The sequence below is a fragment of the Stenotrophomonas sp. Bg11-02 genome (assembly GCF_002836635.1).
GTDB lineage: Bacteria > Pseudomonadota > Gammaproteobacteria > Xanthomonadales > Xanthomonadaceae > Stenotrophomonas > Stenotrophomonas lacuserhaii.
Map to the genome: position 1 here is coordinate 42,236 of NZ_PJAY01000066.1, position 25,254 is coordinate 67,489.

27 protein-coding genes are annotated in these 25,254 nt (G+C 68.1%); 16 read left to right on the top strand and 11 right to left on the bottom strand.

Annotation, left to right across the window (positions count from 1 at the left end; translation table 11 throughout):
- The first annotated feature begins 85 nt into the window (after nt 1-85).
- The 14 genes from CXG43_RS14855 (at nt 86) to CXG43_RS14920 (ending at nt 13,301) form a co-directional block, all read left to right on the top strand.
- Complete coding sequence (locus CXG43_RS14855) at nt 86-1,165, top strand: iron-sulfur cluster-binding domain-containing protein (RefSeq protein WP_101100622.1); 1,080 nt, start codon at nt 86-88, stop codon at nt 1,163-1,165.
- 15 nt (nt 1,166-1,180) lie between these two features.
- Nucleotides 1,181-2,311 carry an acyl-CoA desaturase gene (locus tag CXG43_RS14860; protein WP_101100623.1) on the top strand — a complete coding sequence of 377 codons (1,131 nt, stop codon included), beginning with the start codon at nt 1,181-1,183 and terminating at the stop codon, nt 2,309-2,311.
- A 142-nt stretch (nt 2,312-2,453) separates the two neighbouring features.
- The gene (locus CXG43_RS14865; protein WP_232767828.1) at nt 2,454-3,422 is read left to right on the top strand and encodes a glucokinase; all 969 of its coding nucleotides are present in this window, start codon (nt 2,454-2,456) and stop codon (nt 3,420-3,422) included.
- A 45-nt stretch (nt 3,423-3,467) separates the two neighbouring features.
- Nucleotides 3,468-4,472 carry a N(4)-(beta-N-acetylglucosaminyl)-L-asparaginase gene (locus CXG43_RS14870; RefSeq protein WP_101100624.1) on the top strand — a complete coding sequence of 335 codons (1,005 nt, stop codon included), beginning with the start codon at nt 3,468-3,470 and terminating at the stop codon, nt 4,470-4,472.
- Nucleotides 4,469-5,215, top strand: a complete 747-nt coding sequence (locus tag CXG43_RS14875; protein ID WP_101100667.1) for a copper homeostasis protein CutC — start codon at nt 4,469-4,471, stop codon at nt 5,213-5,215. Before CXG43_RS14870 ends, CXG43_RS14875 begins: the two co-directional genes overlap by 4 nt.
- Nucleotides 5,216-5,384: 169 nt before the next feature.
- Nucleotides 5,385-5,855 (top strand): DUF2975 domain-containing protein, encoded by a 471-nt coding sequence (locus CXG43_RS14880; RefSeq protein ID WP_101100668.1) that lies wholly within the window; start codon nt 5,385-5,387, stop codon nt 5,853-5,855.
- Entirely contained in the window at nt 5,855-6,082 is a 228-nt protein-coding gene (locus CXG43_RS14885) for a helix-turn-helix transcriptional regulator (RefSeq protein WP_101100625.1), read from the top strand. The genes CXG43_RS14880 and CXG43_RS14885 overlap by 1 nt, the downstream gene beginning before the upstream one ends.
- Nucleotides 6,083-6,133: 51 nt before the next feature.
- Nucleotides 6,134-7,678 (top strand): TerC family protein, encoded by a 1,545-nt coding sequence (locus tag CXG43_RS14890; protein ID WP_101100626.1) that lies wholly within the window; start codon nt 6,134-6,136, stop codon nt 7,676-7,678.
- A 218-nt stretch (nt 7,679-7,896) separates the two neighbouring features.
- Nucleotides 7,897-8,757: an STAS domain-containing protein gene (locus CXG43_RS14895; protein ID WP_101100627.1), complete on the top strand. Its 861-nt coding sequence runs from the start codon at nt 7,897-7,899 to the stop codon at nt 8,755-8,757.
- Nucleotide 8,758: 1 nt separating this feature from the next.
- Nucleotides 8,759-9,121: an STAS domain-containing protein gene (locus tag CXG43_RS14900; RefSeq protein WP_101100628.1), complete on the top strand. Its 363-nt coding sequence runs from the start codon at nt 8,759-8,761 to the stop codon at nt 9,119-9,121.
- Nucleotides 9,118-9,519, top strand: a complete 402-nt coding sequence (locus CXG43_RS14905; protein WP_101100629.1) for an ATP-binding protein — start codon at nt 9,118-9,120, stop codon at nt 9,517-9,519. Before CXG43_RS14900 ends, CXG43_RS14905 begins: the two co-directional genes overlap by 4 nt.
- Nucleotides 9,510-10,529, top strand: a complete 1,020-nt coding sequence (locus CXG43_RS14910; protein WP_101100630.1) for an ATP-binding protein — start codon at nt 9,510-9,512, stop codon at nt 10,527-10,529. The genes CXG43_RS14905 and CXG43_RS14910 overlap by 10 nt, the downstream gene beginning before the upstream one ends.
- Nucleotides 10,526-11,398 carry a HAMP domain-containing sensor histidine kinase gene (locus CXG43_RS14915; protein WP_101100631.1) on the top strand — a complete coding sequence of 291 codons (873 nt, stop codon included), beginning with the start codon at nt 10,526-10,528 and terminating at the stop codon, nt 11,396-11,398. Before CXG43_RS14910 ends, CXG43_RS14915 begins: the two co-directional genes overlap by 4 nt.
- Nucleotides 11,385-13,301, top strand: a complete 1,917-nt coding sequence (locus tag CXG43_RS14920) for a response regulator (protein WP_101100632.1) — start codon at nt 11,385-11,387, stop codon at nt 13,299-13,301. The genes CXG43_RS14915 and CXG43_RS14920 overlap by 14 nt, the downstream gene beginning before the upstream one ends.
- 15 nt (nt 13,302-13,316) lie before the next feature.
- Here the strand turns inward: CXG43_RS14920 and CXG43_RS14925 are convergent, their stop codons facing one another.
- The 9 genes from CXG43_RS14925 to mdcA form a co-directional block, all read right to left on the bottom strand.
- Nucleotides 13,317-14,036 carry a GntR family transcriptional regulator gene (locus CXG43_RS14925; protein ID WP_101100633.1) on the bottom strand — a complete coding sequence of 240 codons (720 nt, stop codon included), beginning with the start codon at nt 14,034-14,036 and terminating at the stop codon, nt 13,317-13,319.
- A gap of 84 nt (nt 14,037-14,120) precedes the next feature.
- Entirely contained in the window at nt 14,121-15,467 is a 1,347-nt protein-coding gene (locus tag CXG43_RS14930) for an SLC13 family permease (RefSeq protein WP_101100634.1), read from the bottom strand.
- A gap of 88 nt (nt 15,468-15,555) precedes the next feature.
- Nucleotides 15,556-16,473, bottom strand: coding sequence for a malonate decarboxylase subunit epsilon (mdcH, locus tag CXG43_RS14935; RefSeq protein ID WP_101100635.1), 918 nt, complete (start codon nt 16,471-16,473; stop codon nt 15,556-15,558).
- Nucleotides 16,470-17,321, bottom strand: coding sequence for a triphosphoribosyl-dephospho-CoA synthase MdcB (gene mdcB, locus CXG43_RS14940; protein WP_101100636.1), 852 nt, complete (start codon nt 17,319-17,321; stop codon nt 16,470-16,472). The genes mdcH and mdcB overlap by 4 nt, the downstream gene beginning before the upstream one ends.
- The gene (mdcG, locus tag CXG43_RS14945) at nt 17,318-17,956 is read right to left on the bottom strand and encodes a malonate decarboxylase holo-[acyl-carrier-protein] synthase (RefSeq protein WP_101100637.1); all 639 of its coding nucleotides are present in this window, start codon (nt 17,954-17,956) and stop codon (nt 17,318-17,320) included. Before mdcG ends, mdcB begins: the two co-directional genes overlap by 4 nt.
- 3 nt (nt 17,957-17,959) lie before the next feature.
- Nucleotides 17,960-18,664, bottom strand: a complete 705-nt coding sequence (gene mdcE, locus CXG43_RS14950) for a biotin-independent malonate decarboxylase subunit gamma (protein ID WP_101100638.1) — start codon at nt 18,662-18,664, stop codon at nt 17,960-17,962.
- A complete protein-coding gene (locus CXG43_RS14955) occupies nt 18,661-19,551 on the bottom strand; it encodes a biotin-independent malonate decarboxylase subunit beta (RefSeq protein ID WP_101100639.1) in 891 nt (296 codons plus the stop codon). Before CXG43_RS14955 ends, mdcE begins: the two co-directional genes overlap by 4 nt.
- A complete protein-coding gene (gene mdcC / locus CXG43_RS14960) occupies nt 19,548-19,871 on the bottom strand; it encodes a malonate decarboxylase acyl carrier protein (RefSeq protein WP_101100640.1) in 324 nt (107 codons plus the stop codon). Before mdcC ends, CXG43_RS14955 begins: the two co-directional genes overlap by 4 nt.
- 12 nt (nt 19,872-19,883) lie before the next feature.
- Nucleotides 19,884-21,527 carry a malonate decarboxylase subunit alpha gene (gene mdcA / locus CXG43_RS14965; RefSeq protein ID WP_101100641.1) on the bottom strand — a complete coding sequence of 548 codons (1,644 nt, stop codon included), beginning with the start codon at nt 21,525-21,527 and terminating at the stop codon, nt 19,884-19,886.
- A 175-nt stretch (nt 21,528-21,702) separates the two neighbouring features.
- On the opposite strand from mdcA, the gene CXG43_RS14970 reads away from it, so the two are divergent.
- The gene (locus CXG43_RS14970; RefSeq protein ID WP_223181708.1) at nt 21,703-21,999 is read left to right on the top strand and encodes a DUF3817 domain-containing protein; all 297 of its coding nucleotides are present in this window, start codon (nt 21,703-21,705) and stop codon (nt 21,997-21,999) included.
- A gap of 11 nt (nt 22,000-22,010) precedes the next feature.
- Here the strand turns inward: CXG43_RS14970 and CXG43_RS14975 are convergent, their stop codons facing one another.
- A complete protein-coding gene (locus tag CXG43_RS14975; protein ID WP_101100643.1) occupies nt 22,011-23,147 on the bottom strand; it encodes an MFS transporter in 1,137 nt (378 codons plus the stop codon).
- A 20-nt stretch (nt 23,148-23,167) separates the two neighbouring features.
- The gene (locus tag CXG43_RS14980; protein WP_101100644.1) at nt 23,168-24,016 is read right to left on the bottom strand and encodes a DeoR/GlpR family DNA-binding transcription regulator; all 849 of its coding nucleotides are present in this window, start codon (nt 24,014-24,016) and stop codon (nt 23,168-23,170) included.
- Nucleotides 24,017-24,256: 240 nt separating this feature from the next.
- Here CXG43_RS14980 and moaA point away from each other — a divergent pair, with 240 nt between their 5' ends.
- Nucleotides 24,257-25,252, top strand: coding sequence for a GTP 3',8-cyclase MoaA (gene moaA, locus CXG43_RS14985; protein ID WP_101100669.1), 996 nt, complete (start codon nt 24,257-24,259; stop codon nt 25,250-25,252).
- Nucleotides 25,253-25,254: the final 2 nt, after the last annotated feature.

Genomic DNA, 25,254 nt, shown 5'->3' on the forward strand with positions numbered 1-25,254 from the left:
GGGTGGACCAAGCGTGAATCATACCTGATCCGGGTCGATATACACCTGTATACACAGCTGTGTGCGCGCACGTATAGTTGGATCCATGAACACTGCCGTCCGCCCTGCCATGGTTGATCGTCCGTCGCTGCTCTCGCCGCATCGCTGGCTGTCGCCGGCGCTTTTTGATTACTGGGCGGGGCAGGTCAACCGCCTGTGGACGCTGCGCCAGCCGCTGGCACGCCTGCTGCGGCGTGAGCCGGCCGGCGAGGGCGCCTGCACCCTGGTGCTGCGCACCAACCGCCACTGGCGCGGTATGCAGCCGGGGCAGCACGTGACCCTCGGCATCGAAATCGACGGCCGTCTGCTGCATCGCAGCTACAGCCCGACGCTGCTCGGGCCCAATCTGCTGGCGATCACCGTCAAGGCCGTCGATGGCGGCCGGGTCAGCCAGTATCTGGTGTCGCAGGCCCGCCGCGGCAGTGTTTTCCACATCGGTGAAGCGTTCGGTGAGTTCTCGGTACCGACTGCGGCTCCGCTGCTGCTGCTGGCCGCAGGCAGTGGCATCACTCCGATGCGCAGCCTGCTGCGCGCCCTGTCCGCGCGTCCGCTCGGTGCGCCGGTGGATCTTTATTACTGGGAGCGCAGCGACGCCGGCTTCAGCTTCCGCGAGGAGTTGCTGGCGATGGCGGCCGCCGATCCGCAACTGCAGGTGCGCCTGCTGGCCACGCGCGATGTGCAGGCGCCGGCAGCACGCATCGACAGCGTGGCCTTCGACAGCCTCGGCGATGTGCCGCTGGCGCAGCGCCACGTGCTGGCCTGTGGTCCGGATGGCTTCGTCGCTGCCGCGCGCAATCGCCTGCTGCATCAGGTGGCAGGGTTCCAGGCCGAAGCCTTCACCCCGCCATCGGCGCCTGCCGGTGACCAGGGCGAGGTGCAGCTGACCCTGGCACGCAGTGGCCGCACGCTGACCGTGCCACGCGGCAGGGCCCTGCTCGAAAGCCTGGAAGCCCAAGGGCTCAAGCCGAAGCATGGATGCCGCATGGGCATCTGCAATACCTGCACCTGCGTGCGCGCCAGTGGCGCCACGCGGCACCTGCGTACCGGCCAGGACCAGGATGAACCGGCAATGCCGGTGCGTATCTGCGTCAGTGCCCCGACCACCGACCTGGTCCTGGATCTTTAAAGGAAGCCTTTGCTGATGAGCCGCCCTGATCGTGCCCTGACCCCTGCTGAGCTGAACGCCTTCGGCGCCGAACTGGACGCGATCCGCGACCGCGTGATCGGCGAGCTGGGCGCCAAAGATACCCGCTACATCCGTCGCGTCGCCGCCGCCGTGCGCTGGTCCGGCGTGCTCGGCCGCCTGCTGCTGTTCGTTGGCGCCTTCTCGCCGCTGTTCTGGTCACCGCTGCTGTGGCCGGCGTGCATCGCCGGTACGCTGCTGCTGGCGCTGTCCAAGATCCTGGAGAACATGGAGCTGGGCCACAACGTGATGCACGGCCAGTACGACTGGACCGGCGACCCGAAGCTGGACGGCAACAGCTACGAGTGGGACATCGTGGCCACCAGTGACAACTGGCGCAAGACCCACAACTTCAAGCACCACACCTATACCAACGTGCGCGGCATGGACGATGACATCGGCTACGGCCTGCTGCGCATCTTCCCCGAGCAGCGCTGGCGCCCGTTCTACCTGCTGCAGCCGATCATCGCGCCGGTCTTCGCGCTGCTGTTCCAGTGGGGCGTGGCGATCCAGGACCTGCGCATCGGCCGTTGGCTGAAGGGCCGCATGACCGCCCGCCAACTGTGGAAGGAGACCCGTCCGGTGGGTGCCAAGATGGCGCGCCAGCTGGGCAAGGACTACATCCTGTTCCCGGCGCTGGCCGGCCCGTTCTTCCTGCCGGTGATGCTGGGCAACCTGGTGGCCAACGGCATGCGCAACATCTGGACCTACGTGATCATCTTCTGCGGTCATTTCACCGCCGATGCGGAAACCTTCCCCAAGGACTGCCTGCGCAATGAATCGCGCGGCCACTGGTACCTGCGCCAGCTGCGCGGCTCCTCCAACCTCAGGGGCGGCTGGGTGATCAACGTGCTGTCGGGCAACCTGAGCCACCAGATCGAGCACCATTTCTACCCGGACCTGCCGGCCAACCGCTATTCACGCATCGCCGTGGAAGTGAAGGACATCTGCCGCCGGTATGGCCAGCACTACAACACCGGCTCGCTGCCGAGCCAGTTCGGCCAGGTCGTCTGGCGCATCCTGCGGCATGCGTTCCCCAGCCGTCCGGCGCGCATGAGCTCCCGCGAGCCGGTGGCGGGCGCAGCCTGAACGGCCAGGGCCCGCGCTATGCAAAGCGCGGGCAATCGCTGAGAATTGCACGCATTGCGTTGTTTTCCGTAAAGGCGTGCGAGTGAACGTTGCGGTATCGTCCCCGGTCTCCATCGAGAGCCCATCCCCCTCGCCGCAGCCCTTGCCCGAGTCCCATGCCGCACAGATCGTCGCGGATGTCGGCGGGACCTTCGCCCGCCTGGCCTGGTCGTGCGGCGACGGGCGCGCGCCGCGCATCGAGGGTTTCCGCCGCTACCGCTGCGCCGACCATCCGAGCCTGTCCTCCATCCTGGCCGATTTCGCCGGCGAACGTGCAGGGTCTGGTTGTGGCGCGGTAGTGGCCATCGCCGGGCTGCTGCGCGGTGATGTGCTGGTCAACGCGAACCTGCCCTGGCCGGTGGCCGTCGAATCCACGCGCCAGCAGGCAGGATTGCATTCGCTGCAGCTGATCAACGATTTCGAAGCGGTCGCGCTGGCGATCCCGCACGTGCGCGCCGATGCACTGGTCGCGCTGCATGGCAGCGGCGATCCGACCACGGCGTGGCCGGCGCTGGTGCTCGGGCCCGGTACCGGACTGGGTGCTGCGCTGCGCTTTGCCGATGGCGCGCGTCCGGTGCTGGCCAGTGAAGTCGGTCATTCGGCGCTGTCGGCCGGTACCGCGCTGGAGCTGGACGTGCTGCGCCTGCTGCTGCAGCGCTGGGACCACGTCGACAACGAACGCGTGTTGTCCGGCACCGGCATGCTCAATCTTTACCAGTGCCTGTGCCAACTGCGTGGCGCGAGCGCGCACTGGGACGACACCGAAGCGCTGCTCGCTGCCGCGCATCGGGGCGATGATCCGCTGGCGCGTGAGACCGTCCACATGTTCTGCGGCTGGCTGGGCAGCTTCGTCGGTGACCTGGCGATTGCGTTCGGTGCACGCGCGGTCTACCTGGCCGGTGGGGTGTCGGCGCATATCGCGCCGTTCCTGCCGGACAGCCCGTTCGTGGCACGCTTCCTCAACAAGGGCGTACTGGCCAGCGTGCTGCAGCAGGTGCCGGTGTGGCGCGTTGAACATGGCGAACTGGGCGTACTCGGTGCAGCGGCGTGGAACGCCTCGGTGGCCCAGTAAAACGAGGCCACGGCGCCCGGTGGCCCAACCAACAGAGGGATTCGCATGACCGATCGTAGAAGCTTCCTGCAGGCCGGTGCGTTGGCGGTCGGCGCTCTCGGACTGCCACGCAGCGCACGCGCGGCTGCGGCCGATCGCGGGCCCCGGGTGGTGTCGACCTGGGACTTCGGGGTGGGTGCCAACCAGGTGGCCTGGAAGACCCTGGCCGCGGGCGGCAGTGCGCTGGATGCGGTGGAGCAGGGCGCACGCTGGGCGGAGAGCGAACTCTGCAACCCGACCGTGGGGCGGTGTGGCAACCCCGACCGCGACGGCAACCTCAGCCTGGATGCCAGCATCATGGACGGCGACGGTCGCTGTGGCTCGGTGGCTGCGCTGATCGACATCCTGCATCCGGTATCGGTTGCGCGCCGGGTGATGGAACAGACCCCGCACGTGATGCTGGTCGGGCAGGGCGCACAGGCTTTCGCGGTTGAGCAGGGTTTCCCGCGCGGCAAGCTGCTAACCCCCGCTGCCGAAAAGGCCTGGAAGGCGTGGCTGGAGACCGCCGAGTACGCACCGCAGATCAATGCCGAACGCCGCACCCTTCCTGGCGACAGCAGCAATCATGACACCCTGGGTATCCTGGCACGCGACGCACAGGGTCGGCTGGCCGGGGCGTGCACCACCAGCGGCATGGCGTGGAAAATGCAGGGCCGGGTGGGTGACAGCCCGATCATCGGCGCTGGCCTGTACGTGGACAACGAGGTGGGCGCGGCGACCGCATCAGGGGTCGGCGAGGAGATGATCCGCAACGCGGCCTCGTTCCTGGTGGTGGAGCTGATGCGCCAGGGCCGCAGTCCGGCCGAGGCCTGCCGCGAGGCGATCGCACGGGTGGTGCGCAGACGCCCCGAAGCCAGCCGCACACTGCAGGTGTGCTTCCTGGCGATGAATCGCGACGGCGAGGTCGGCGCCTACGCCCTGCATCGTGGATTCGTCTACGCGGTGTGCGATGCGCAACGCCAGGACGGGCTGCACGATGCCGACTCGGTGTACCGCACGGAGCAGGCCTGAGCATGCGCCGGCTGCTGGAGATCGCCGCAGATGGGGTCGGATCGGCGCTGGCCGCGCAGGCCGGCGGAGCGGACCGCGTGGAACTGTTCGCCGACCTCGCCTCTGGCGGCCTGACGCCCTCGCATGCAACGCTCGCGGTCAGCCGCGACCGGGTGCGCCTGCCCCTGTTCGTGCTGATCCGGCCGCGCGCCGGGGACTTCCTGTATGGCGGTTGGGAAGCGGACGTCATGCTGCGCGACATCCAGCATTGCCGTGCACTGGGCATGGACGGCGTGGTGCTCGGCGCGTTGACGGCCGAGGGCGACGTCGATGTCGCGCTGTGCCGCGAGCTGGTGGCGGCGGCAGGCGGCCTGCCGGTCACTTTCCATCGCGCCTTCGACGCGGCGCGCGACCTGCCCGAGGCGCTGGAGACGGTGATCGGGCTGGGCTGCGCGCGGGTGCTGAGCTCCGGTGGCCACGGCTCGGCGCTGGAAGGCGTGGATGTGCTGGCGGACATGGTCCAGCGGTCTGCGGGGCGCATCGGGATCATCGCCGGGGCGGGCCTTGCCGCGTCCAACATCGCCGATGTCGCCCAGCGCAGTGGCTGCACCGAACTGCATGCCTCGGCGAAGGCGCTCAAGCGTAGTGCAATGCAGCACCACAACCGCGCTCTGTCCGGCCTGGCGCTGGATCATCAGCAGAGTGACGCTACGCAGGTCGCCGCGTTGCGTGCCGCGCTGGATGCGTTGCCGGACCGGCGCTGACGACGGCGTCACGGGCTGGACACTACGGTGTTTATCGTTTATCAATAAACACAGGGCGCTCTTCCGGCGCCTGTCTGCTGGAGGCCCCGTGCCGAGCCGTACCCGCCGCGCGCCTGATCCGCGTGGCATCTTCAAGCTGACCCATGCCGCCATCCACGCTGTCGTGGCGATGTGCTGGCTCGGCATCCTGGCCGCCCTGTGCGCGGTGCCGCTGGTGTTGCAGCGGCCGGCGCGGCTGCTCGATGCGGTCGACGCGTCGGTGGTGGCCGACCATGGCGATGCGCCGCACCTGCTGCTGCACTTCAGTGCCGGCCTGCTGGCCATCGTGGTGCTGCTGGCGCTTGGCCTGGTTTTCCTGCGCCACCTGCAGCGCCTGGTGCGTTCGGTGCGCGACCGGCAACCGTTCACCCGGGGCAATGTCACCCGCCTGCGCCGAATGGCCTGGCTGATGCTGGCGATGGAGCTGCTGTCGATCCTGATCGGCGTCTACGCCAGCTGGATGGGACCGCAGTTCGCCTGGATGGAAATAGGCGGCGGCATGTCGATCACCGGACTGGTGGCGGTGCTGATGCTGTTCGTCATCGCCCATGTGTTCGCCGTGGGCACTGCGATGCGTGAGGATCTGGACGGGGTGGTCTGATGGCGATCGTCATCACCCTGGACCGCATGCTGCAGCAACGCGGCATGACCCTGTCCGAGCTGGCCGGGCGCATCGACATCACCTTGGCCAACCTGTCCATCCTGAAAACCGGCAAGGCGCGTGCGATCCGCTTTTCCACGCTCGATGCGATCTGCCGCGAACTGCGCTGCACGCCCGGTGACCTGCTCGGGCACGATGCGGCCGCGGCCCAGGACGACGGCGCCTGATCCTGCAGCAACCGCACTTCTTCCCCTTCAACCAAAGAAAAGAACCCACGCATGGAATGGCTGGCTGACCCCTCGATATGGATGGGGCTTGCAACCCTGGTAGTGCTTGAGATCGTGCTGGGCATCGACAACCTGGTGTTCATCGCGATCCTGGCCGACAAGCTGCCGCCGCACCAGCGCGACCGTGCGCGGGTGATCGGCCTGACCCTGGCGCTGCTGATGCGGCTGGTGCTGCTGGCCGCGCTGTCCTGGATCATGAAACTGACCGAGCCGCTGTTCGCGGTGCTTGGCCATGATTTCTCAGGGCGCGACCTGATCCTGCTGGTGGGCGGCCTGTTCCTGCTGTTCAAGGGCACCATGGAACTGCACGAGCGGCTGGAAGGCCGTACGCACGAGGGCGGCGGCAACCGGGTATACGCCGGCTTCGGGACCGTGGTGGCGCAGATCGTGGTGCTCGATGCGGTGTTCTCGCTGGACTCGGTGATCACGGCGGTCGGCATGGTCGACAACCTGGGCGTCATGTATGCAGCAGTGACCATCGCGATGGCGCTGATGCTGCTGGCCAGCAGGCCGCTGACGCGCTTCGTCAACCGCCATCCCACCGTGGTGGTGCTGTGCCTTGGCTTCCTGCTGATGATCGGCTTCAGCCTGGTGGCCGAGGGCCTGGGCTTCAGGATCCCGAAGGGCTATCTGTACGCGGCGATCGCGTTCTCGATCCTGGTGGAAGGCTTCAACCAATGGGTGGGCTTCAACCGCGAGCGCGACCAGGCCCAGCTGCCGTTCCGCCAGCGCACCGCCGATGCGGTGATGCGCATGTTCGGGGTGCGCGATGCCGACGCGCAGGAGGACGAGGGTGATCCGGCTGCTGGCGTCGGCGGGGAGCGTCTGCAACTGGTGGAGCAGAACATGATCCGCAGCGTGTTGACCCTGGCCGAACGGCCGGTGTCCAGCGTGATGACCGTGCGCACCGATGTGCAGTGGATCGATGTCAGCCGTGGCACTGAAGATGTCATTGCACGGTTGATCGCCAGCCCCCACACCCGCCTGCTGGTCGCCGACGGCGACCTGGACCGCCTGCGCGGCGTGGTGCAGAGCCGTGACCTGCTGGCCAACCTGCTGCAGGGCAGACCGCTGCAGCTGGAAGCCAGCCTGCGCGAGGCCCAGTTTGTTTCCTCCAACGCCAGCGCGCTGCAGGTGCTGGAGCTGATCCGACAGCATCCGGTGCCGCTGGCGGTAGCCGTGGATGAGTACGGCAGCGTGGAAGGGCTGGTGACCGCCAATGATCTGTTGGCCGCCATCGCCGGCGACCTCGCCGACACCCAGGATGAGCGTTATGGCATCACCGGGATCGCCGACCAGCAGTGGGAGGCCGACGGCGCGCTGACCCTGGACGACCTGCAGCGCATGGCCGGCATCCGCTTCGAGCGCAGCGGCGACTACCAGACGCTGTCCGGGCTGGTCCTGCATGCGCTGGACAGGATGCCGCTGGCCGGGGATGTGATCGAACACGCAGGCTTCCGGCTGCGGGTGCTCTCGATGGAGAAGCGCAGGGTGGGACGGGTGGCCTTGCAGCGCATTTCTGAACAAGTCAGCTGACGCCGGCCTTGCCAGTGCGGAACACGCGACACGCCGCGTCGCGAGTCGCCCGGAACGTCTTCACGCGTTGAACACATTGCTGATTGCGTAATGTGAAGGTTGTTGGTCGGGGAAGGGGAACGCACCGTACTGCGTTACGTCATACCCGGCTGGAATCCTTCCGGCCAGATGTCCATGCAATGGCATGCACTGCTGGCCCTACCCAGCAGGAAACTCTCATGGCGGCATTGCAGCAGCGCACCCTTGATCTCATCCGCAGCAACGAGGAACAGGTCCTCACGCAGTGGCAGCAGACCCTTGCCGCCGCAGGCCAGGGACAGGACAACCGCATTTCCAGCCACGAAGTGGATTCGCAGCTTCGTGAGTTCTGGCGGCTGTTCCTGCAGTCCATCCCGGCCGCCGATGTCGGCAGCCTGCAGGGCCCGGAATGGCAGGGCCTGCGCCGCTTCCTGGAAGACCTGTCCGCCGATCGCGCGCGCAGGGGCTTCAATTCCTCGGAGACGGCGAGCTTCATCTTCTCGCTGAAGCGCCCGTTGTTCGCGCAGGTCCAGGCGGCCCTGGCGGGCGATCCGCAGCAGCTGGGCGACCAGCTGTGGGCCATCTCCGAACTGCTGGACCTGCTCGGGCTGCAGACCGTGAAGGCATTCCAGAAGAGCCGCGAAGAGGTCATCCAGCGCCAGCAGGAAGAAATGCTCGAGCTGTCCACCCCGGTGGTGAAGCTGTGGGAAGGCGTGCTGGCGCTGCCGATGATCGGCACGCTGGATTCGCAGCGCACCCAGGTGGTGATGGAATCGCTGCTGCAGCGGATCGTCGAAACCGGATCGGAAATCGCCATCATCGACATCACCGGCGTACCCACGGTGGATACGCTGGTGGCCCAGCACCTTCTGAAGACCGTCACCGCCATCCGCCTGATGGGCGCCGATGCGATCATCAGTGGCGTGCGCCCGCAGATCGCACAGACCATCGTGCACCTGGGCCTGGACCTGCAGGGCATCGTGACCAAGGCCAACCTGGCCGACGCCCTTGCACTGGCGCTCAAGCGGACCGGCCAGACCGTGACCAAGGTGGCTGGCTGAGATGGATCGCATCCCGATCCTGCAGATGGGCGATCTGCTGTTGGTGACCATCCAGGTGGACATGCACGACCAGCTGGCGTTGACGCTGCAGGATGACCTGACCGACAAGATCCAGCGCACCTCCGCACGTGGCGTGCTGATCGACATCTCCGCGCTGGATATCGTGGACTCGTTCATCGGGCGCATGATCTCCACCATTTCCGCGCTGGCGCGGATCATGGATGCCACCACCGTGGTGGTGGGCATGCAGCCGGCGGTGGCGATCACCCTGGTGGAGCTGGGCCTGGACCTGCGCGGCGTGCGTACCGCGCTGAACGTGGAGCGCGGCATGAAGCTGCTGCAGCTGCCCGCAGGCGACCCATGATCGCCGAGGACGGATCCCTTCCGATTCGCATCGAGCAGGACGTGGTGCTGGCGCGGCAGACCGTGCGGCAGCTTGCGGTCCGCTTCGGGCTGCGGCTGGTGGACCAGACCAAGCTGGTCACCGCCGCCAGCGAACTGGCACGCAACGCGGTGATCTATGGCGGTGGCGGTGACATGCACTGGCGCATCGTCGAACGCGGTGTCCGCCGCGGCATCCAGTTGCAGTTCGCCGACCAGGGGCCGGGCATTCCGGACCAGGTGAAGGCGCTCACCGATGGCTGGTCATCGGGGTCGGGGATGGGCCTGGGCCTGTCCGGTTCGCGTCGGCTGGTCGATGATTTCGATCTGGACACGGCCGCAGGGCAGGGCACGCGGGTAACCATCACCAAATGGATCTGAATTTTTCCGGTCCGCTTACCCGTGTCGTGGTCGTCGAGGAAACCACCCAGGTCGGGCAGGCGCGGCGCGAAGCGTTGCGCGTGGCCGCCGAAGCCGGCTTCAACGAGATCGATGCCGGCCGGGTCGCGCTGGCTGCCACGGAAATGGCGACCAACCTGTGGCGCCACGGTGGCGGCGGTCGCATGACCCTGTCGGTCATCGCCGGTGCCTGCGGCCAAGGGGTGGAGCTGTGCACCTTCGACCGCGGCCCGGGCTTCGTGCTGGCCCAGTGCCTGCAGGATGGGTACTCCACCGCCGGCAGCCAGGGCCTGGGCATGGCCGCCATCGCACGCCAGGCGCGGGTGATGGAGGCCTGGTCCGATGCGCGCGGCTCGATACTGGTGGTGCGGATCCATCCAGAGCGGGCGCCGCGCGATGCGGACCTTGCCTATGGCGCGGTGCGGCTGCCGATGAAGCATGAGCTCGCCTGCGGCGATGCCTGGCACCTGCGCGTGCAGGACCAGCAACTGGCGTTGACGGTGATCGACGGCCTGGGCCATGGCGCGCTGGCGGCGGAGGCTTCCGAGGGCGGGGTGCGCGCGCTGGCCGCGCTGCCAACCGCAGGCTCGGCCGTGGACACCATCAACGACCTGCATGCCGCATTGTCGGGCTCGCGCGGCGGTGCGGCGGCGGTCGCCTGCGTTTCGCTGGGAAGCGGGGACATTGAGTACGCCGGCGTGGGCAACATCGCCGGCAGCCTGCTGATCGGCGATACCTCGCGTGGCATGGCTTCGATGCCCGGCATCGTCGGCGTGCAGTACCGCAAGGCGCAGGCATTCAGCCTTCACGCCCCCGCTGGCACGCTGCTGGTGATGCATAGTGATGGACTGCAGGCGCGGTGGAGCCTGCGCGATTACCCTGGGCTGCAGCATCGCCATCCCGCGTTGGTGGTTGCCGTGCTGCAACGTGATTTTGATCGTGGTCGCGATGATGTCTGCGTCGTCGCGCTGCGCGTGGGAGCCTTCCGATGAGCGTCACCGATCTGTCCCCGCAGCAGGAAATGGAGCGTCTCCGCGCGGAGAACGAAGGCCTGCGCGCTGAGCTGGACGAGACCAACCAGGGGGTGCTGGCGCTGTATGGCGAACTGGACCAGCAGGCCGAACAGCTGCGCCAGGTGTCCGAGTTGAAGAGCCGCTTCCTGTCCTACATGAGCCACGAGTTCCGCACGCCGCTCGGGTCGATCCTGAGCATGACCCGGCTGCTCGACGATGGCATGGACGGCGAGCTCAGCAGCGGACAGCGCCAGCAGGTGCTGTTCATCAGCAACGCCGCCAGCGAGCTGCGCGAGATGGTCGACGACCTGCTCGACCTGGCCAAGATCGAAGCGGGGCGTATCACCATTTCACCGGGCTGGTTCGACTTGATGGATCTGTTCTCGGCCTTGCGCGGCATGTTCCGCCCGTTGGTCGAAGGCAACGACATAGAGCTGGAGTTCATCGCGCCGCCGCAGCTGCCGATGCTGTACACCGATGACAAGAAGCTGGCGCAGATCCTGCGCAATTACGTGTCCAATGCATTGAAGTTCACCCCGCGCGGCCGGATCGTGGTCTCCGCCGAGCTGGAAGGCGATGCGGCGGTGCGCTTCAGCGTGCGCGACACCGGCATCGGCATCCCGCAGGAGATGCAGGCGGCGTTGTTCGAGGATTTCATGCAGGTCGATTCACCGCTGCAGAAGCGCCTGCGAGGTACCGGGCTGGGGCTGTCGCTGTGCAAGCGCTTCGCCGGACTGCTGGGTGGCCATGTCGGGGTCAACAGCGTGCAGGGCGAAGGCTCGGAGTTCTTCGTAGTGGTACCGGTGAAACTTGAAACCGCAGCAGAGGCCGTCGATGCCGCACCGTGACCGCATCCTGATCGTGGATGACAACGTAGCCACGCGCTATGCAGTGCGACGGGTGCTGGAGCATCACGGTTTCCGCGTGGATGAAGCCGGGATGGGACAGGACGGGCTGGATGCGGTGGCGGTCAATGACTTCGCAGCGCTCGTGCTGGATGTGAACCTGCCCGACATGAGCGGCTTCGACGTGGTCCGCGAGCTGCGCGCACAACCGCGTACCGCGCTGCTGCCGGTGGTGCACGTGTCGGCGGCTTCGATCAGCACCGGGGACATGATCACCGGGCTGGACGCCGGTGCCGACGGCTACCTCACCCACCCGGTCGATCCGGAAGTGTTGCTGGCTACCTTGCGCAGCCTGCTGCGGGCCCGCCGCGCCGAAGATGCGCTGCGCGAGGCCGAGGCCCGTTTCGGCGAGATCTTCCGCCAGATCAACGCGCCCATCGCGGTGTTGAACGCCGACCTGAGCGTGCGCGATGCCAATGATGCCTTCGCCCGGTTGCTGGGCACCGGCATCAGTGGCGGCTCGCCCCTGGACCGGCTCGGCGGGGCAGGCGATTTCATCGATGGGCTGCGTGGGGCGCTGCAGCGGCGCGAGCGCTGGCAGGGCACCGTCGCCCTGCCCAATCCGGGCGGGACCCCGCGCATGACCCAGTGGCGCCTGACCCCGTACCAGCAGCCCGACCAAGGGCTGGTGGTGGTGGAAGACATCACCGCCCACCACGAGCGCGACCGCGAACAGCGCCGCGAACTGGCGTACCAGATTTCCGAGCGCGAGCGCACCGAAGCCGAGCTGCTGCAGGCGCAGAAGATGGATGCGCTGGGCCAGTTGACCGGCGGCATCGCGCACGACTTCAACAATCTGCTGACCACCATCATCTCCGGCCTGGACATGATCGAACTGGCGGCCGACAGCGGCAAGCTGGAGCGGCTCGGCCGCTACATCGATGCCGCGTCCAGTTCGGCCACCCGTGCCGCGGCGCTGACCCAGCGCATGCTGGCCTTCGCGCGCAAGCAGCCGCTGGATCCGCAGCCGTTCGACGTGGCCCAGCGCGTGCATTCGCTGGAAGACCTGCTGCGGCGGACCATCGGCGAGAACATCGAGCTGGAGTTCGAACTCGGCGACGCACCGCTGGTGGCACTGGCCGATCCCAACCAGTTCGAAAGCGTGGTGCTGAACCTGGTGATCAACGCGCGCGATGCGCTGGGTGGCAACGGCCTGATCCGCATCCGCGGTGAGCGCACCGCGGTGGAAGGCGACTACAGCCTGGCCGCCGGCGACTACATCAGCGTGAAGGTGATGGACAACGGCAGTGGCATCGAAGCGCACCTGCTGAAGAAGGTCTTCGAACCGTTCTTCACCACCAAGCCACAGGGCGAGGGCACCGGGCTGGGTCTGTCGATGACCTATGGCTTTGCCCGCCAGAGCGGCGGCGTGGCACGCATCAGCAGCGAACCCGGGGTAGGGACCGAAGTGGAACTGCTGTTGCCATTGGGCGATGCGGCCAAGATCGAGGTGGCCGGTGAGCGCGGTGAAACACCGGTAGGCCGCTTCGAGCGGATCCTGGTGGTGGACGACACCGATTCGGTGCGCCAGATGGTGCAGGACATGCTGCGTGAGGCAGGATACGAGGTCATCGCGGTGGCCGATGCGCGGCAGGCGCTGCGCGAACTGCGCGACGACGAGGGTATCGCGCTGCTGCTGTCCGATGTCGGCCTGCCGGGCATGAACGGTCGTGAGTTGGCCGATGCCGCTCGCGAGCTGCGTCCCCGCCTGCCGGTGCTGTTCATTACCGGCTACACCGAACGCGCAACGGTGCGCAACGAGTTCCTCGGGCCGGGCATGGGCCTGCTGCCCAAGCCGTTCAACCTGTCCGAACTGCTGCGCGCGGTGAGTTTCGCCCTGCGGTGAGCCAGGCGCTGGTGCTTAGACGCCGCCTTCGCGCGGCAGCGGCGCGGGAACATTCAGCTGACCGCCGGCCGCGACGTAGGCGGCCAGCGCTTCACCCTGGCTGAGCAGGTGGCGGTTCATCGTCGCTTCGGCGGCAGCTGCATCCCGACGGCGGATGCAGTCCATCAGCTCGCGGTGTTCGGCCAGTGACTGCGCCATCCGGCCCGGCGTCAGCAGCTGGCGGCCACGGTGCATCTTCAGGATCCGGTGCAGGTCATGGGTCACCCGGATCAGCCACGGATTGCCGGCGTGGGTCTGCAGGGATTCGTGGATGAAGTAGTTGTTGCGGTAGTACTCGGCCAGGTCGCCGGCCGCAGCCGCCGCTTCCATCGCATCGTGCAGGGCCTGCAGCTGGGCGATGCCGGCGTCATCTATGCGGCGCACCGCATCGTGCGCGCAGCGGCCTTCCAGCATCGCCATCACCGGGAACAGCTGGTTGAGGTCTTCCAGGGTGAGGCGGGTGACCCGGCTGCCACGCCCGGCATCAATCTGCACCAGGCCTTCGGCGGCCAGCAGTTTCAGGCTTTCGCGCAGCGGCGTACGGCTGATGCCGAGTTCCTCGGCCAGTGCCGGTTCGTCGATCCATTCGCCCGGTGGCAGGAGGTAATCGTAGATCTTCTGCCGCAGTTGTTCGGCCACCTCTTCATAGAGTGGCACGCGGCGGGTGCTTTTACGGGGGCCGGGGGCCGGGGGCATGGTCGAAGCGCAGTCCAGGTGGATGCATCAGTCTAGCGGGTGCACCGGGAGGTGACGACCAACGGTCGCCCCCTCCCGGACGGATCACATCCAGCCCGGTACCACGAACAGCAACCATGCCAGCAGCGGGCCGAAGGCCACCACCAGTCCGCTGTAGACCAGGAAGCGACGGAACAGTGCCTCGCGCTCCTCCTTCGCCGCCGACGCCACCACCAGCGCGCCATTGGTGGAGAACGGGCTGACGTCCACCACCGTGGACGACACCGCCAGCGCGCAGATCACCCCAGCGGCGCTGAGGTGACCCTGCATCAGGAACGGGACTGCCAGCGGGATCGTGGCGCCGAGCACGGCCGCCGACGAGGCGAACGCCGAGACGATGCCCCCCACGTAGCAGACCAGCAGCGCACCCAGCAGCGGGATGCCGATGGCCCCGACGCCGTGGCCGACGAAGTCGACCGCGCCAGCCTTCTGCAGCACCGCGACATAGGTCACCACGCCGCTGATCAGCAGCACGGTGGACCAGCTGATGCCATCCACCGCGCCCTTCTGCGCGGAAGGCGAGGCCAGCGCGATGGCGACCGCGACGGTGATCGCGACCAGGCCCACGTTGAGGTCATACACCAGTGCCGCCACGCCCAGGCCCAGCAGGCCCACCAGGGTGATCAGGCGGTCGCGGTTGATGCGGACTTCGTCCAGTGCCTGCGGGTCGTTGGACAGGGTGCCGCCGCCGGCACTGACCACCGCGCCATGGCCTTCAATGGCGAACTGGCGCGATGACGCCTGCACGCCGGCGACCAGCGGTTCTTCGGCCACCGCACGCCCACGACGCAGCAACGCGATGCCGCCGAAGGCGAAGAAGCAGATGAAAGCCATCAGCAGGTTGAAGCCGAGGCTGGTCAGGAACACCGCCATTTCCGTGACGTCCAGTCCCGCCTTCTGCACCACCTGGTTGGTGATGCCGCCATACACGCTGATCGGCGAGAAGCCGCCGGCCTGCGCACCGTGGATCACCAGCAGGCCCATCATCAACGGGTTGATCCTGTACTGCTTGGCAAAGCGCAGTGCGACCGGGCCGATGATCGCCACCGCCGCCGGACCCAGCGCACCGAATGCGGTAAGCACCGCAGTCACGATGAACATCACCCACGGGATGGCCACGATGTGGCCTCTTACTGCTTTCACCGCCCAGTGCACCAGCAGGTCGATGGTGCCGTTCTTCTGCGCGATGGCGAACAGATACGTGATGCCGACCAGGGTCAGGAACAGGTCGCCGGGGAATCCGGCAAGGACGTCCTTGCCGTCCATGCCGACCCAGATACCGCCGACGATGAACGCCAATGCAAAGCCCACGGCACCCATGTTGATGGGCAGGGCCGTGGCCACGATGAACATGATCACCAGACCGATGATCGTTGCGATTTCCGGACTCATGCGCCCTCCCGAGACACCTGGTTCGTTGCTTCCGATGGCGACCCGCCATCCAGGGGTAGTGCTTCGACTGCGTGGCCGATGCGCCCGCTCATGCGCGCGCGCAGGCCGTTTCCACCCATTCCACGACGCCCTCCAGCGTGTGGAAATCCTCCACCGATCGCGCCTGCAGCTGCGGATGCAGTTCGCGCGCGAGACGGCTCAATGCACTGCCGGGACCCAGTTCCAGGAACACCCGCGCGCCGCGCTCGACGGCCTGCTGCATCACGCCCTGCCACTGCACGGTGTGGGCGATCTGGGCGGCCAGCGTGTTGCGGACCTGGTCCGGCGTGGCCACGCGGCGGCCGTCGATGCCGGCCAGCAGCGGCAGCCGTGGGGCGTGCAGTGGCGTGTCATCCAGCACCTGGGTGAACGCGGTGGCGGCGGCGGCCAGCAGCGGGGTATGCGCCGGCACGTGGACCGGCAACACCACGCAGCGCGCGCCGCGTTGTTCGGCGTCGGCCTGCACGGCCAGAAGGTCGGCGCGCAGACCGCCCAGCACCCTGTGGTCGTCACCGTTGAGGATGGCGACAGTCACGCCGCGCCCGGCGCACAGCGCCTCGATGCTGCCGCGTTCCAGCCCCAGTACCGCCAGCAGGCCGGCGTCTGCCGGACTGGCTGCGTCCATGCAGGCGGCGCGGCGCACGGCCAGCTGCAGGCAGGCCGTCGCATCGCAGCTGCCGGCCACCGCGTGCGCGGCCAGTTCGCCGGCGCTGTAGCCGGCAACCACCGTGGGCACCGGCAGGCGTGCTTTCAGCGCCAGCCAATGGCTGAGTGCGCCGGCGCAGACCAGCGGTTGTGCGATGGCGTTGTCGAAACGTATCGGGCGGTTGGCGGCAGCGGTGGGCGCATCGCCGAGCAGCACAGCCGCCGCCGCCAGCAAGGCGCAGGCATCAGGGTCTGCCTGCACGCGACGGAACATGTCCGGATGCTGGCCGCCCTGTCCGGGGCACAGGATGGCCAGGCTCATGCGGCCTCCTGCTGCAGCAGGAACAGCGCGCAGGCCAGCAGGTCGGCGCTGCCGCCCGGGCTGAGTCGCCGCTCTTCGAAAGCGTGGCAGATCCGTGCCATGTGCGCGGGGGCATCGCCTGCGCGCACGCCGCCGGCGTCAAGGAAGCCGCGTGCCTGTGCCTGTGCGAACGCCAGGCCTTCGGCGCCGCCACGATGCAGCAGGTTGAGGTCATCGGTGACCGCGACCAGCTGCATCAACGTCTGCAGCAGGGCGGCATCGCGCGCCAGCCCATCGGCCAGCGCGGCGCGCAGCACCGGTACGGCCACCGCGTGCAGCAGCGGGAAGCCCGCGGCCGCCTGTTCGCGCACCCCCGGGACGGCATGGCGGGCACGCGCACGCTGGCCGGGGCTGCCGGCATCCAGCGGCGCCTGCAGCAGGGCGTGGCGCCACCGGCGCACGCCGTCGCACACCGCATCGGCGGAAGGGGCAGGGCAGCCTTCAGCGTGCAGCCGCGCCGCCGAAGCCACCAGCAGGCCGAGGCTGAAGATCGCGCCGCGATGCGTATTGACGTTGCCGGTGGCGGCCAGCATGCCGCGCTCGGCCTGGATGCCGAGCTGGCGCAGCGGCACGAAATCGGCGCTGGCGGCGGCCTGTGCGGCGATCGCCGTGAAGTAACCGCGCAGCGCGAACAGGCTGCGCAGGAAGGTGCCGGCATCCATGTCCTGGTGGCTGCCACGGCTGAAGGGAGTGACCAGTCCGGGCTTCGGGCTGCAGGCCAGTTCGGCGTGCAGCGCGACGATCGCAAGGCGACCGAGCGGACGCGCGCGCGGCACGGCCGTGGAAAGCGGGCGGGCCAGCGCACTCATGCGGGCAGCTCCGCGCCGGCAAGGCGTGAACGCGCTGCCAGCCAGCAGGCGGCATCGCCCTTGACCAGCACCTGCGCGGCTTCGCCGGCGTACTCGCGCCAGTTCACGGCCTGCGCCGCATCGAACACCAGTTCGCCATCGGCACGCAGCCCGTGCAGCGCTTCCCAGTCCTGCAGCAGGCGGCAGACCTGCGATGCCTGGCGGGGTCCGTCGACCCGCCAGAGCAGGTCCAGGTCGGAGCCGGGATGCAGATAATCCAGACCGGTGATCGCCTGCCAGGCGTGGCTGCCAAACACGCGTGGAAACAGTGCCTGGGCCGCGCAGTGGTCTTGCAGCGCCTGCAGGGCAGGGCGCCACGGCGCCGACAGCGCATCGATGACCTCGGTCAACCGCGGCGGGGCCGCGTGACGGATGACCGCCTCGCGCTTGATCCGCAGCGACAACCGTTGCCGCCCCTCATCCAGCGGCAACGGCACGCCCAGCCGCAGCTGCACGCCGTCGGCGGCGGGGTCACGCCGCGCCACCACCAGCGGCAGGCGCGCCTGCATCCACGCGCGCAGGCGCGGTTCGGCCTGCGGACTCAGCGTGGTCCACCTCGCCTGCGGGTCGATCCAGACCAGGTCGTGGCGATGCATTTTTCAGGCCTCGCCTGCGGCCACGGCGCGGGCGACGTCGTGCGCCAGCAATCGACCGCCACGTTCCAGCCCGCGCTCTCGGCGCAGGTCCAGCCGTTGCGGTTCGCTCAGCGCGGCAGCCAGCGCGGCGGCCAGGTCACCCTGCCAGACCGCCTCCACCGCGCCCATGCGTACGTAGTTGTCCACGCCGGGTGCGAACACCGGCGAGCTCAGGCTCAGTGCCTGCAGCTTTTCCAGCGGTTGCTTGGTGACACGCGCCATCGCGCGCAGGTCCATCACCCGTACCTGTGCCTCGGGCAGGGCGAGGATGCGGTCGGCCATCAGGCCGAAGGACAGGAAACCGCCGCTGACCGATTCACCGTAGACCAGGCTGACCAGAGCGGCGCCGCGCCGGCGCGCCAGCTCCAGGCTGCGCGCCAGGTGGGCGAAGCAACCGTTGATGCCCAGCAGTTCATCGCGCCGCGCCAGCCGCTGGCCGGCGGTATCGACCAGCATCACGATCGGTCGTGCGGGATGGCCGCGGGTACTGGCCAGCACGCAGGCCGACAGTGCCAGCGCATGGTCCACGCCGACCTCCAGCTTGTTGGCGGTGCCGATCACCGTCACCTCGCCGGCGGCGGTGGTTGCCGTCCCGGTGAGCACGTCGTCGTTGCGTTCGATGCGATGGCCGGCGGGGAACAGCGCCGGCAGCAACTGGTCAAGGTTCATGGGACGCTCCGCGCGGCAACCGCGTCGAGGAAGGCGGCCGTATCCAGCAGCGGCAGCCGGTCGGGGTCGGCGATGCCCTGGCGGGCCCATATCTCCAGCGCGTCACGGCAGTCGCCGTAAGCGGCGATCCGCGCTTCCAGCTGCTGCTGCGCCTGTTCGAGCGCGGCCAGCGGATCCTGGTCCGGGTCGCACGCGGCAATCGCGGCGATCGCGGCATCGGCGAAGGCCTGCATGTGGTCGGCCACCAGCGCGGATGCCTCGCCTGTCAGGTAGCGGTGCTTGCCACCGGTCACCCGCCACACCAGCGCGCGATCGCGCGAGTCGAACTCTTCCACGCCGCGGACGGTTTCAATCACCTCCGGGCCTGACAGCGACAGACGGCCTTCTTCGGACATCAGCACGGCCGAGCAGCAGCGGGCGACGATGCCCATGCCACCGAATGCACCATTGCCGCTGCCCACCAGCGCGATGACCGGAACACCCTCGGCGCGTGCGGCAAGGACCGCGCGCATGATTTCGGAGATGGCGATCAGCCCGGCATTGGCCTCATGCAGGCGCACCCCGCCGCTGTCCAGCAGCAACAACACCGCGTCCGGGCGCTGCTCGCGGGCGCGTTCCAGCAGGCCGGTCAGCTTGGCGCCATGCACCTCGCCGACGCCGCCGCCCATGAAGGCGCCTTGCTGTGCAGCGACCAGCACCTCGCGCCCCTGCAGGCGCCCGGCACCGACCACGATGCCATCGTCGAACGCGCCGGGCACGTCCAGCTGCGCCAGGTGCGGGCTGATGGTGCGGCGGCGCGGCCCGAAGAATTCGCTGAAGCTGCCGGCATCCAGCAGGCCCTCGATGCGCTCGCGCGCATCGGCTTCATAGTAGCTGCGCTGGTTCATGCCTCACTCCCGCGTTCGGCAAGGGTTTCCAGCGCCTGCTGCAGGCGTAGGCTGACCACCGCCGGGGTGGCGCCGGCATCATTCAGTGACAGGCGGACATCGCGCAGCGGGTGGCGGGCGGCGAAATCGGCCAGCACCGCCTGCCAGACGTCGCCGAACCCGCGCGCGGAGGTGATCACCTCGATCTCCATCGCGCCATCCAGTGGAGCCGGCTCGACCAGCACTTCCAGGTTGCCGGAGGCGACCACGCCGACCAGCGCATGCAGCTCGGCGCTGCCAAGTTCCTGGGTCCCGGGAAAACGATAACGAAGGGTTTCCATGCAGAGTGTCCCTTACCAGTTGCGGAAACGTTTGGGCGGGTCGTACAGGCCGCCGGACCAGTGCACCAGGTCCTTCACCGAGCGCGCGGCCAACAGGTCGCGGCTGGCATCGCGGCTGCGCACGCCAAGGTCTTCGGCGCGACGGATCACGCCGCGGTCGCGCAGGTTCTCCACCATCGCCTTGTCGCGCGCCATGCCGACGGCGGTGTAGCCGGCGACCCCGCGGATCGCCTGTTCGCGCTCTTCCGGCGTACGGCACAGCAGCAGGTTGGCGATGCCCTCTTCGGTGAGGATGTGGGTGACATCGTCGCCGTAGATCATCACCGGCGGCAGCGGGATGTTCGCGCGCTCGGCCAGTTCCCAGGCATCGAGACGGTCGACGAACGCCGGCGCCATGTGTTCGCGGAAGGTTTCCACCATCTGCACCACCAGCTTGCGTCCGCGCGGCATCTGGCCGGGCAGGGCGGCCTGCTGGCCGGCCTTCAGCCAGGCCGGACTGGCGTGGCGGCGGCCGCGGGCGTCGGAGCCCATGTTCGGCGCGCCGCCGAAACCGGCGATGCGGTCGCGGGTCGCGGTTGAACTGTTGCCCTGCAGGTCGATCTGCAGCGTGGAGCCGATGAACATGTCGCAGGCATACAACCCGGCGGTCTGCGAGAACGCGCGGTTGGAGCGCATGCTGCCGTCGGCGCCGGTGAAGAACACATCCGGGCGGGCCTGGATGTACTTCTCCATGCCCAGCTCGGACCCGAAGGAGTGCACGGATTTGACGAAGCCGGATTCGATCGCCGGGATCAGCGCCGGATGCGGGTTGAGCGCCCAGTGGCTGCCGATCTTGCCTTTCAGCCCCAGCGACTCCGCGTAGGTGGGCAGCAGCAGTTCAATGGCCGCGGTATCGAAACCTATGCCGTGGTTGAGGCGCTGCACGCCGTATTCGGCGTAGATGCCCTTGATCGCCATCATCGCCATCAGCACCTGGATCTCGGAGATCTGCGCCGGATCACGGGTGAACAGCGGTTCGATGTAGTTGGGACGCGGCGCCAGGGTCACGAAGTCGACCCAGTCGGCCGGGATGTCGACGCGGGGAAGCGTGTCGACGATTTCGTTGACCTGGGCGATGACGATGCCGCCACCGAACGCGGTGGCTTCCACGATCACCGGGGTGTCCTCGGTATTGGGACCGGTGTAGAGGTTGCCGTGGCGGTCGGCGGCCTGCGCGGCCACCAGTGCGATCTTCGGGGTGAGGTCGATGAAATAGCGGCCGAACAGCTCCAGGTAGGTGTGGATGGCGCCGATGTCGATGCGGCTTTCGGCCACCAGCCCGGCCAGCCGCGCGCCCTGCGGTCCAGAGAACGAGAAGTCCAGTCGCTTGGCGATGCCACGCTCGAATACGTCCAGATGCGAAGGCAGCGACAACACCGACTGCACCATGTGCAGCTCGCGCACCCGTTCTGGATTGACCTGGGCCAGCGACTCGGCAAGGAAGTCAGCCTGCTTCTGGTTGTTGCCTTCCAGGCAGACCCGGTCGCCCGGTTCGATGACCGCCTCGAACAGGTCGATCACGCGGGTATGCGGCACCTCGCGCTGCAGTCCGGCCTCGGCGGCCCGCTGCAGCCGCTGTTGGCGCTGTTGCTCAAGGGTGTTCCAGACACGGGTCATGCCACTGACCTTTGTAATTACGGAGTAATTACGACGCTATCACCGGACCGAAGGGCCTGCAAGCGCGAGTGCACCAGGAATGCACGTACCCGCTAACCACTGCGGATGCGTATCATCCGTATCCTTCGCCCCACCACCGGAGTTCTGCTTGACCTCTCTTCGCCCGATCAGTCCGATGGGCCGCGTGTTTGCGTGGACTGCTTTCTTCGAAGCCCTGACCTGGGCAGGCCTGCTGCTGGGCATGTGGCTGAAATACGGCCCGCAGACCACCGAATCGGTGGTCTGGCTGTTCGGCCGGCTGCATGGGGTGGTGTTCATGGCCTACGTGGCGGTGACCGTGGTGGCTGCACTGCGCCTGCGTTGGCCGTGGTGGGCGACCCTGCTGGCGCTGTTGGCGGCGGTGCCGCCGCTGGTCACCCTGCCGCTGGAATGGTGGTTCCGCCGCCGCGGCTTGTTGTCGGTCCAGCGCTGAGACGCCGCCGCTCAGCGCACCGCGCGCGCCGAAATACCGACCAGCAGCAGGGCGATGGCCACCAGCACGAAGGCGGTCACCAGGCTGCTCAGCTGGGCAACGAAGCCGACCAGCGCCGGGCCCGCCAGCACCCCGGCGTAGCCGAGCGTGGTGACCGCCGGAATCGCCAGGCTTTCCGGCATCGCCTTCTGGTTGCCGGCCAGGGTGAACAGCACCGGCACGATGTTGGCGCAGCCCAGGCCTACCAGCGCATAACCGATCAGTGCAACCGGCAGCGCGCTGGCGAAGGTGGCCAACAGCAGGCCAGCGGCCGCCACCGCGCCGCCGATCAGCACCGCACGCTGCGGGCCCAGCCACGCCACAGCGCGATCACCGAACAGACGGGTGACGGTCATCGCAACGGAGAACACCAGGAAGCCCAGTCCCGCGCGGCCTGTCGGCACGTCCTGCACCTGGTTGAGGAACACTGCGCTCCAGTCCAGCATCACGCCCTCGCCGAGGAAGGCGACGAAGCACAACAGGCCGATCAGCAGTACGATCCCGCGTGGAATGGCGAACATCGGCGCATCACCGGCGGCGCGCTCTTCGCGCCAGTGCGGCGCGGCCACCAGCACCACCGTGGCCATCGCCGCCACCAGCAGGCAGGCGCCGAGCCATGGCGCCACGCCGAGCGCGAGCAGGCCGGTCATCGCCGCCGCGCCGACTGCCCCGCCGATGCTGTAGAAGGCATGGAATCCGGACATCATCGGGCGCCGGGCATCGCGCTCGACCATCACCGCCTGCAGGTTCATGACGCAGTCGCAGGCGCCGATACCTGCCCCGAACACGAACAGGGCCAGCGCCAGGCTGATCGCCGACGGTGCGACGGCAAGCAGCGGCAGGGTCAGGCCGGCCATCAGCAGGGTCACCAGCATCACCGCGCGGCAGCCGACGCGGGCCGCCAGGGCGCCGGCCACCGGCATCGCCAGCAGCGAGCCGGCGCCCAGGCAGAGCAGGGTCAGGCCGAGGCCGCCTTCATCCAGGCCGGTGCGTGCCTTGGCGAAGGGAACCAGCGGGGCCCAGGCCGCGATGGCGAAGCCGGGCAGGAAGAAAACGGCGCGCGTGGCATGTTGCTGCCGCGCGCCAACGGGGAAGGAGGCTGCAGACATCGGTAGGCTCGGTAGGGGAGTCAGATGGAAGGAGCGGCGCTGACGATCACGTCCAGCCCCTGCAGGCGCAGCGCATCGACCAGCGCGGCGGGCGCATCGGCTTCAAGCAGCAGCACGTCAACCTGCTCGCGCGAGGCGATCCGATGGCTGGCGATGGCGCCGAGCTTTTCATTGCCGGCTACCACGACCACCCGGTCGGCGCAGCGCACCAGCGCCCGCTTGAACGCGGCTTCCTCGCCGTCCACGGCCCAGGCGGTGCCCTCGCTGTCGATCGCGCAGGTGCCGGCGAAGCAGACATCCACGTGCAGGCCGGCGAGGTATTCCATCGCCTGGCTGCCGAGCACCCCGCCGGAACGCCGGTCCAGGCGGCCGCCTATCAGGCTGACCTCGATGCCCTCGCGCGCCATCAACAGCAGGGCGATGTCCGGTGCGTTGGTGACCACCCGCAGTTGCAGATGACGCGGCAACATCGCGGCGATGGCGCTGTTGGTCGATCCGGCATCCAGCGCGATGAGCTCACCGTGGCGGACCAGGCCGGCCGCCTGCTCGGCGAGTGCCTGCTTGCGCGGCAGGTCCTGCTGCTGGCGCTCGGCCAGCGGCGGGAAGGTCGGAGTGAGTGGCAACGCGCCGCCGTGCACGCGCCGGCAAAGACCGCGCTGGGCGAGGTCGCGCAGGTCGCGGCGGATGGAATCCTCCGACACGCCGAACTGCAGCGCCAACGGCGTGGCCAGGACACGGCCGTGTTCGCGCAGCAACTGCAGGATGGCCTGCTGGCGCTCGCCGGGGAGGGTGTCGGCACTGTTCATTGGAGTGGTGCCGTATGCAACGGGCAGGGCATCGGCGGGCACGCGGTCTGGGCGGATCGCCATGCTATCGAGTCCATGCACGTGCGTGCAAGAGCGTGCATCGGCGTGCATACGTATTCACTGGCCTGCAGCGCCTCCGTTGCCCGGGCCGCGATCAACGGCGCCCGGGCAACGTGGTGGCGCCGCAGCGTGACACGCGCGAAAGTCATCCCATCGCGACGGCACGACCGGTACGCTGCAGAGCATGATGGCGAAGGAAACCGGAAGGATGGTCAACGCATGGCGGTAGGACGGAGCGGCGCGATGGTCGATGGGAGCGCCACTGCGCTCGGGGACAGCTTCGGCCGTCGTTTCCCGTACCTGCGCCTGTCACTCACCGAAGCCTGCAACTTCAGCTGCAGTTACTGCCTGCCCGATGGCTATCACGGCCAAGCCGGCACGGGGTTTCTTGGCGTGGCGGAAATCCAGCGGCTGGTGCGTGGCTTCGCGGCACTGGGTATGCACAAGATCCGCCTGACCGGTGGCGAGCCCAGCCTGCGCAAGGACCTGGAGCAGATCATCGAAGTGGTTGCCGCCGTGCCGGGCATCCGCAAGGTGGCCATCACCACCAATGGCACGCTGCTGCCCCGTCGGCTGCCCGGCTGGCATCGTGCCGGGCTGACCGCGCTCAACGTCAGCATGGACAGCCTGCGGCGCGATCGTTTCCATGCCCTGACCGGCCACGACCGGCAGCCGGAAATCCTGCAGGGCCTGCAGATGGCGCAGGCCTTGGATATTCCATCGGTGAAACTCAATGCGGTGCTGCTGCGCGGGGTCAATGATGACGAGCTGCCGCAGTGGATGGACTTCCTGCGCGAGCGACCGGTCAGCGTGCGCTTCATCGAACTGATGCGCACCGGCGACAACGAGGCCTACTTCCTGCAGCACCACCGGCGCGCGGACGAGGTCATCACCCAGTTGCTGGAGGCCGGCTGGAGCGAGCGTCCGCGTTATCCCGATGCCGGGCCGGCGCGCGAGTTTGGCCATCCGGGGCACCGTGGCACGGTCGGCATCATCGCGCCGTACGCCCGTGATTTCTGCAGCAGCTGCAACCGCCTGCGGGTGACCGCGCGTGGTGACCTGCGGCTGTGCCTGTTCGGTGAGTTCGGCGTGCCGCTGCGTCCGCTGCTGCAGTCCGACGACGACTTCGACGCCCTGCTGGCCCGCATCACGACCCAACTCGGGTTGAAGGCGGCCGGGCACGGCTTGCACCAGGGCCAGACCGGGTTGATCCCGCACCTGGCCTCCATTGGAGGATGAAA

Bases quoted from the DNA above. Each gene is read 5' to 3' on its own strand.
- CXG43_RS14855 (WP_101100622.1), top strand. From the start codon at position 86: ATGAACACTGCCGTCCGCCCTGCCATGGTTGATCGTCCGTCGCTGCTC.
- CXG43_RS14860 (WP_101100623.1), top strand. From the start codon at position 1,181: ATGAGCCGCCCTGATCGTGCCCTGACCCCTGCTGAGCTGAACGCCTTC.
- CXG43_RS14870 (WP_101100624.1), top strand. From the start codon at position 3,468: ATGACCGATCGTAGAAGCTTCCTGCAGGCCGGTGCGTTGGCGGTCGGC.
- CXG43_RS14880 (WP_101100668.1), top strand. From the start codon at position 5,385: ATGTGCTGGCTCGGCATCCTGGCCGCCCTGTGCGCGGTGCCGCTGGTG.
- CXG43_RS14885 (WP_101100625.1), top strand. From the start codon at position 5,855: ATGGCGATCGTCATCACCCTGGACCGCATGCTGCAGCAACGCGGCATG.
- CXG43_RS14890 (WP_101100626.1), top strand. From the start codon at position 6,134: ATGGAATGGCTGGCTGACCCCTCGATATGGATGGGGCTTGCAACCCTG.
- CXG43_RS14895 (WP_101100627.1), top strand. From the start codon at position 7,897: ATGGCGGCATTGCAGCAGCGCACCCTTGATCTCATCCGCAGCAACGAG.
- CXG43_RS14900 (WP_101100628.1), top strand. From the start codon at position 8,759: ATGGATCGCATCCCGATCCTGCAGATGGGCGATCTGCTGTTGGTGACC.
- CXG43_RS14905 (WP_101100629.1), top strand. From the start codon at position 9,118: ATGATCGCCGAGGACGGATCCCTTCCGATTCGCATCGAGCAGGACGTG.
- CXG43_RS14910 (WP_101100630.1), top strand. From the start codon at position 9,510: ATGGATCTGAATTTTTCCGGTCCGCTTACCCGTGTCGTGGTCGTCGAG.
- CXG43_RS14915 (WP_101100631.1), top strand. From the start codon at position 10,526: ATGAGCGTCACCGATCTGTCCCCGCAGCAGGAAATGGAGCGTCTCCGC.
- CXG43_RS14920 (WP_101100632.1), top strand. From the start codon at position 11,385: ATGCCGCACCGTGACCGCATCCTGATCGTGGATGACAACGTAGCCACG.
- CXG43_RS14925 (WP_101100633.1), bottom strand. From the start codon at position 14,036: ATGCCCCCGGCCCCCGGCCCCCGTAAAAGCACCCGCCGCGTGCCACTC.
- CXG43_RS14930 (WP_101100634.1), bottom strand. From the start codon at position 15,467: ATGAGTCCGGAAATCGCAACGATCATCGGTCTGGTGATCATGTTCATC.
- mdcH (WP_101100635.1), bottom strand. From the start codon at position 16,473: ATGAGCCTGGCCATCCTGTGCCCCGGACAGGGCGGCCAGCATCCGGAC.
- mdcB (WP_101100636.1), bottom strand. From the start codon at position 17,321: ATGAGTGCGCTGGCCCGCCCGCTTTCCACGGCCGTGCCGCGCGCGCGT.
- mdcG (WP_101100637.1), bottom strand. From the start codon at position 17,956: ATGCATCGCCACGACCTGGTCTGGATCGACCCGCAGGCGAGGTGGACC.
- mdcE (WP_101100638.1), bottom strand. From the start codon at position 18,664: ATGAACCTTGACCAGTTGCTGCCGGCGCTGTTCCCCGCCGGCCATCGC.
- CXG43_RS14955 (WP_101100639.1), bottom strand. From the start codon at position 19,551: ATGAACCAGCGCAGCTACTATGAAGCCGATGCGCGCGAGCGCATCGAG.
- mdcC (WP_101100640.1), bottom strand. From the start codon at position 19,871: ATGGAAACCCTTCGTTATCGTTTTCCCGGGACCCAGGAACTTGGCAGC.
- mdcA (WP_101100641.1), bottom strand. From the start codon at position 21,527: ATGACCCGTGTCTGGAACACCCTTGAGCAACAGCGCCAACAGCGGCTG.
- CXG43_RS14970 (WP_223181708.1), top strand. From the start codon at position 21,703: ATGGGCCGCGTGTTTGCGTGGACTGCTTTCTTCGAAGCCCTGACCTGG.
- CXG43_RS14975 (WP_101100643.1), bottom strand. From the start codon at position 23,147: ATGTCTGCAGCCTCCTTCCCCGTTGGCGCGCGGCAGCAACATGCCACG.
- CXG43_RS14980 (WP_101100644.1), bottom strand. From the start codon at position 24,016: ATGGCGATCCGCCCAGACCGCGTGCCCGCCGATGCCCTGCCCGTTGCA.
- moaA (WP_101100669.1), top strand. From the start codon at position 24,257: ATGGTCGATGGGAGCGCCACTGCGCTCGGGGACAGCTTCGGCCGTCGT.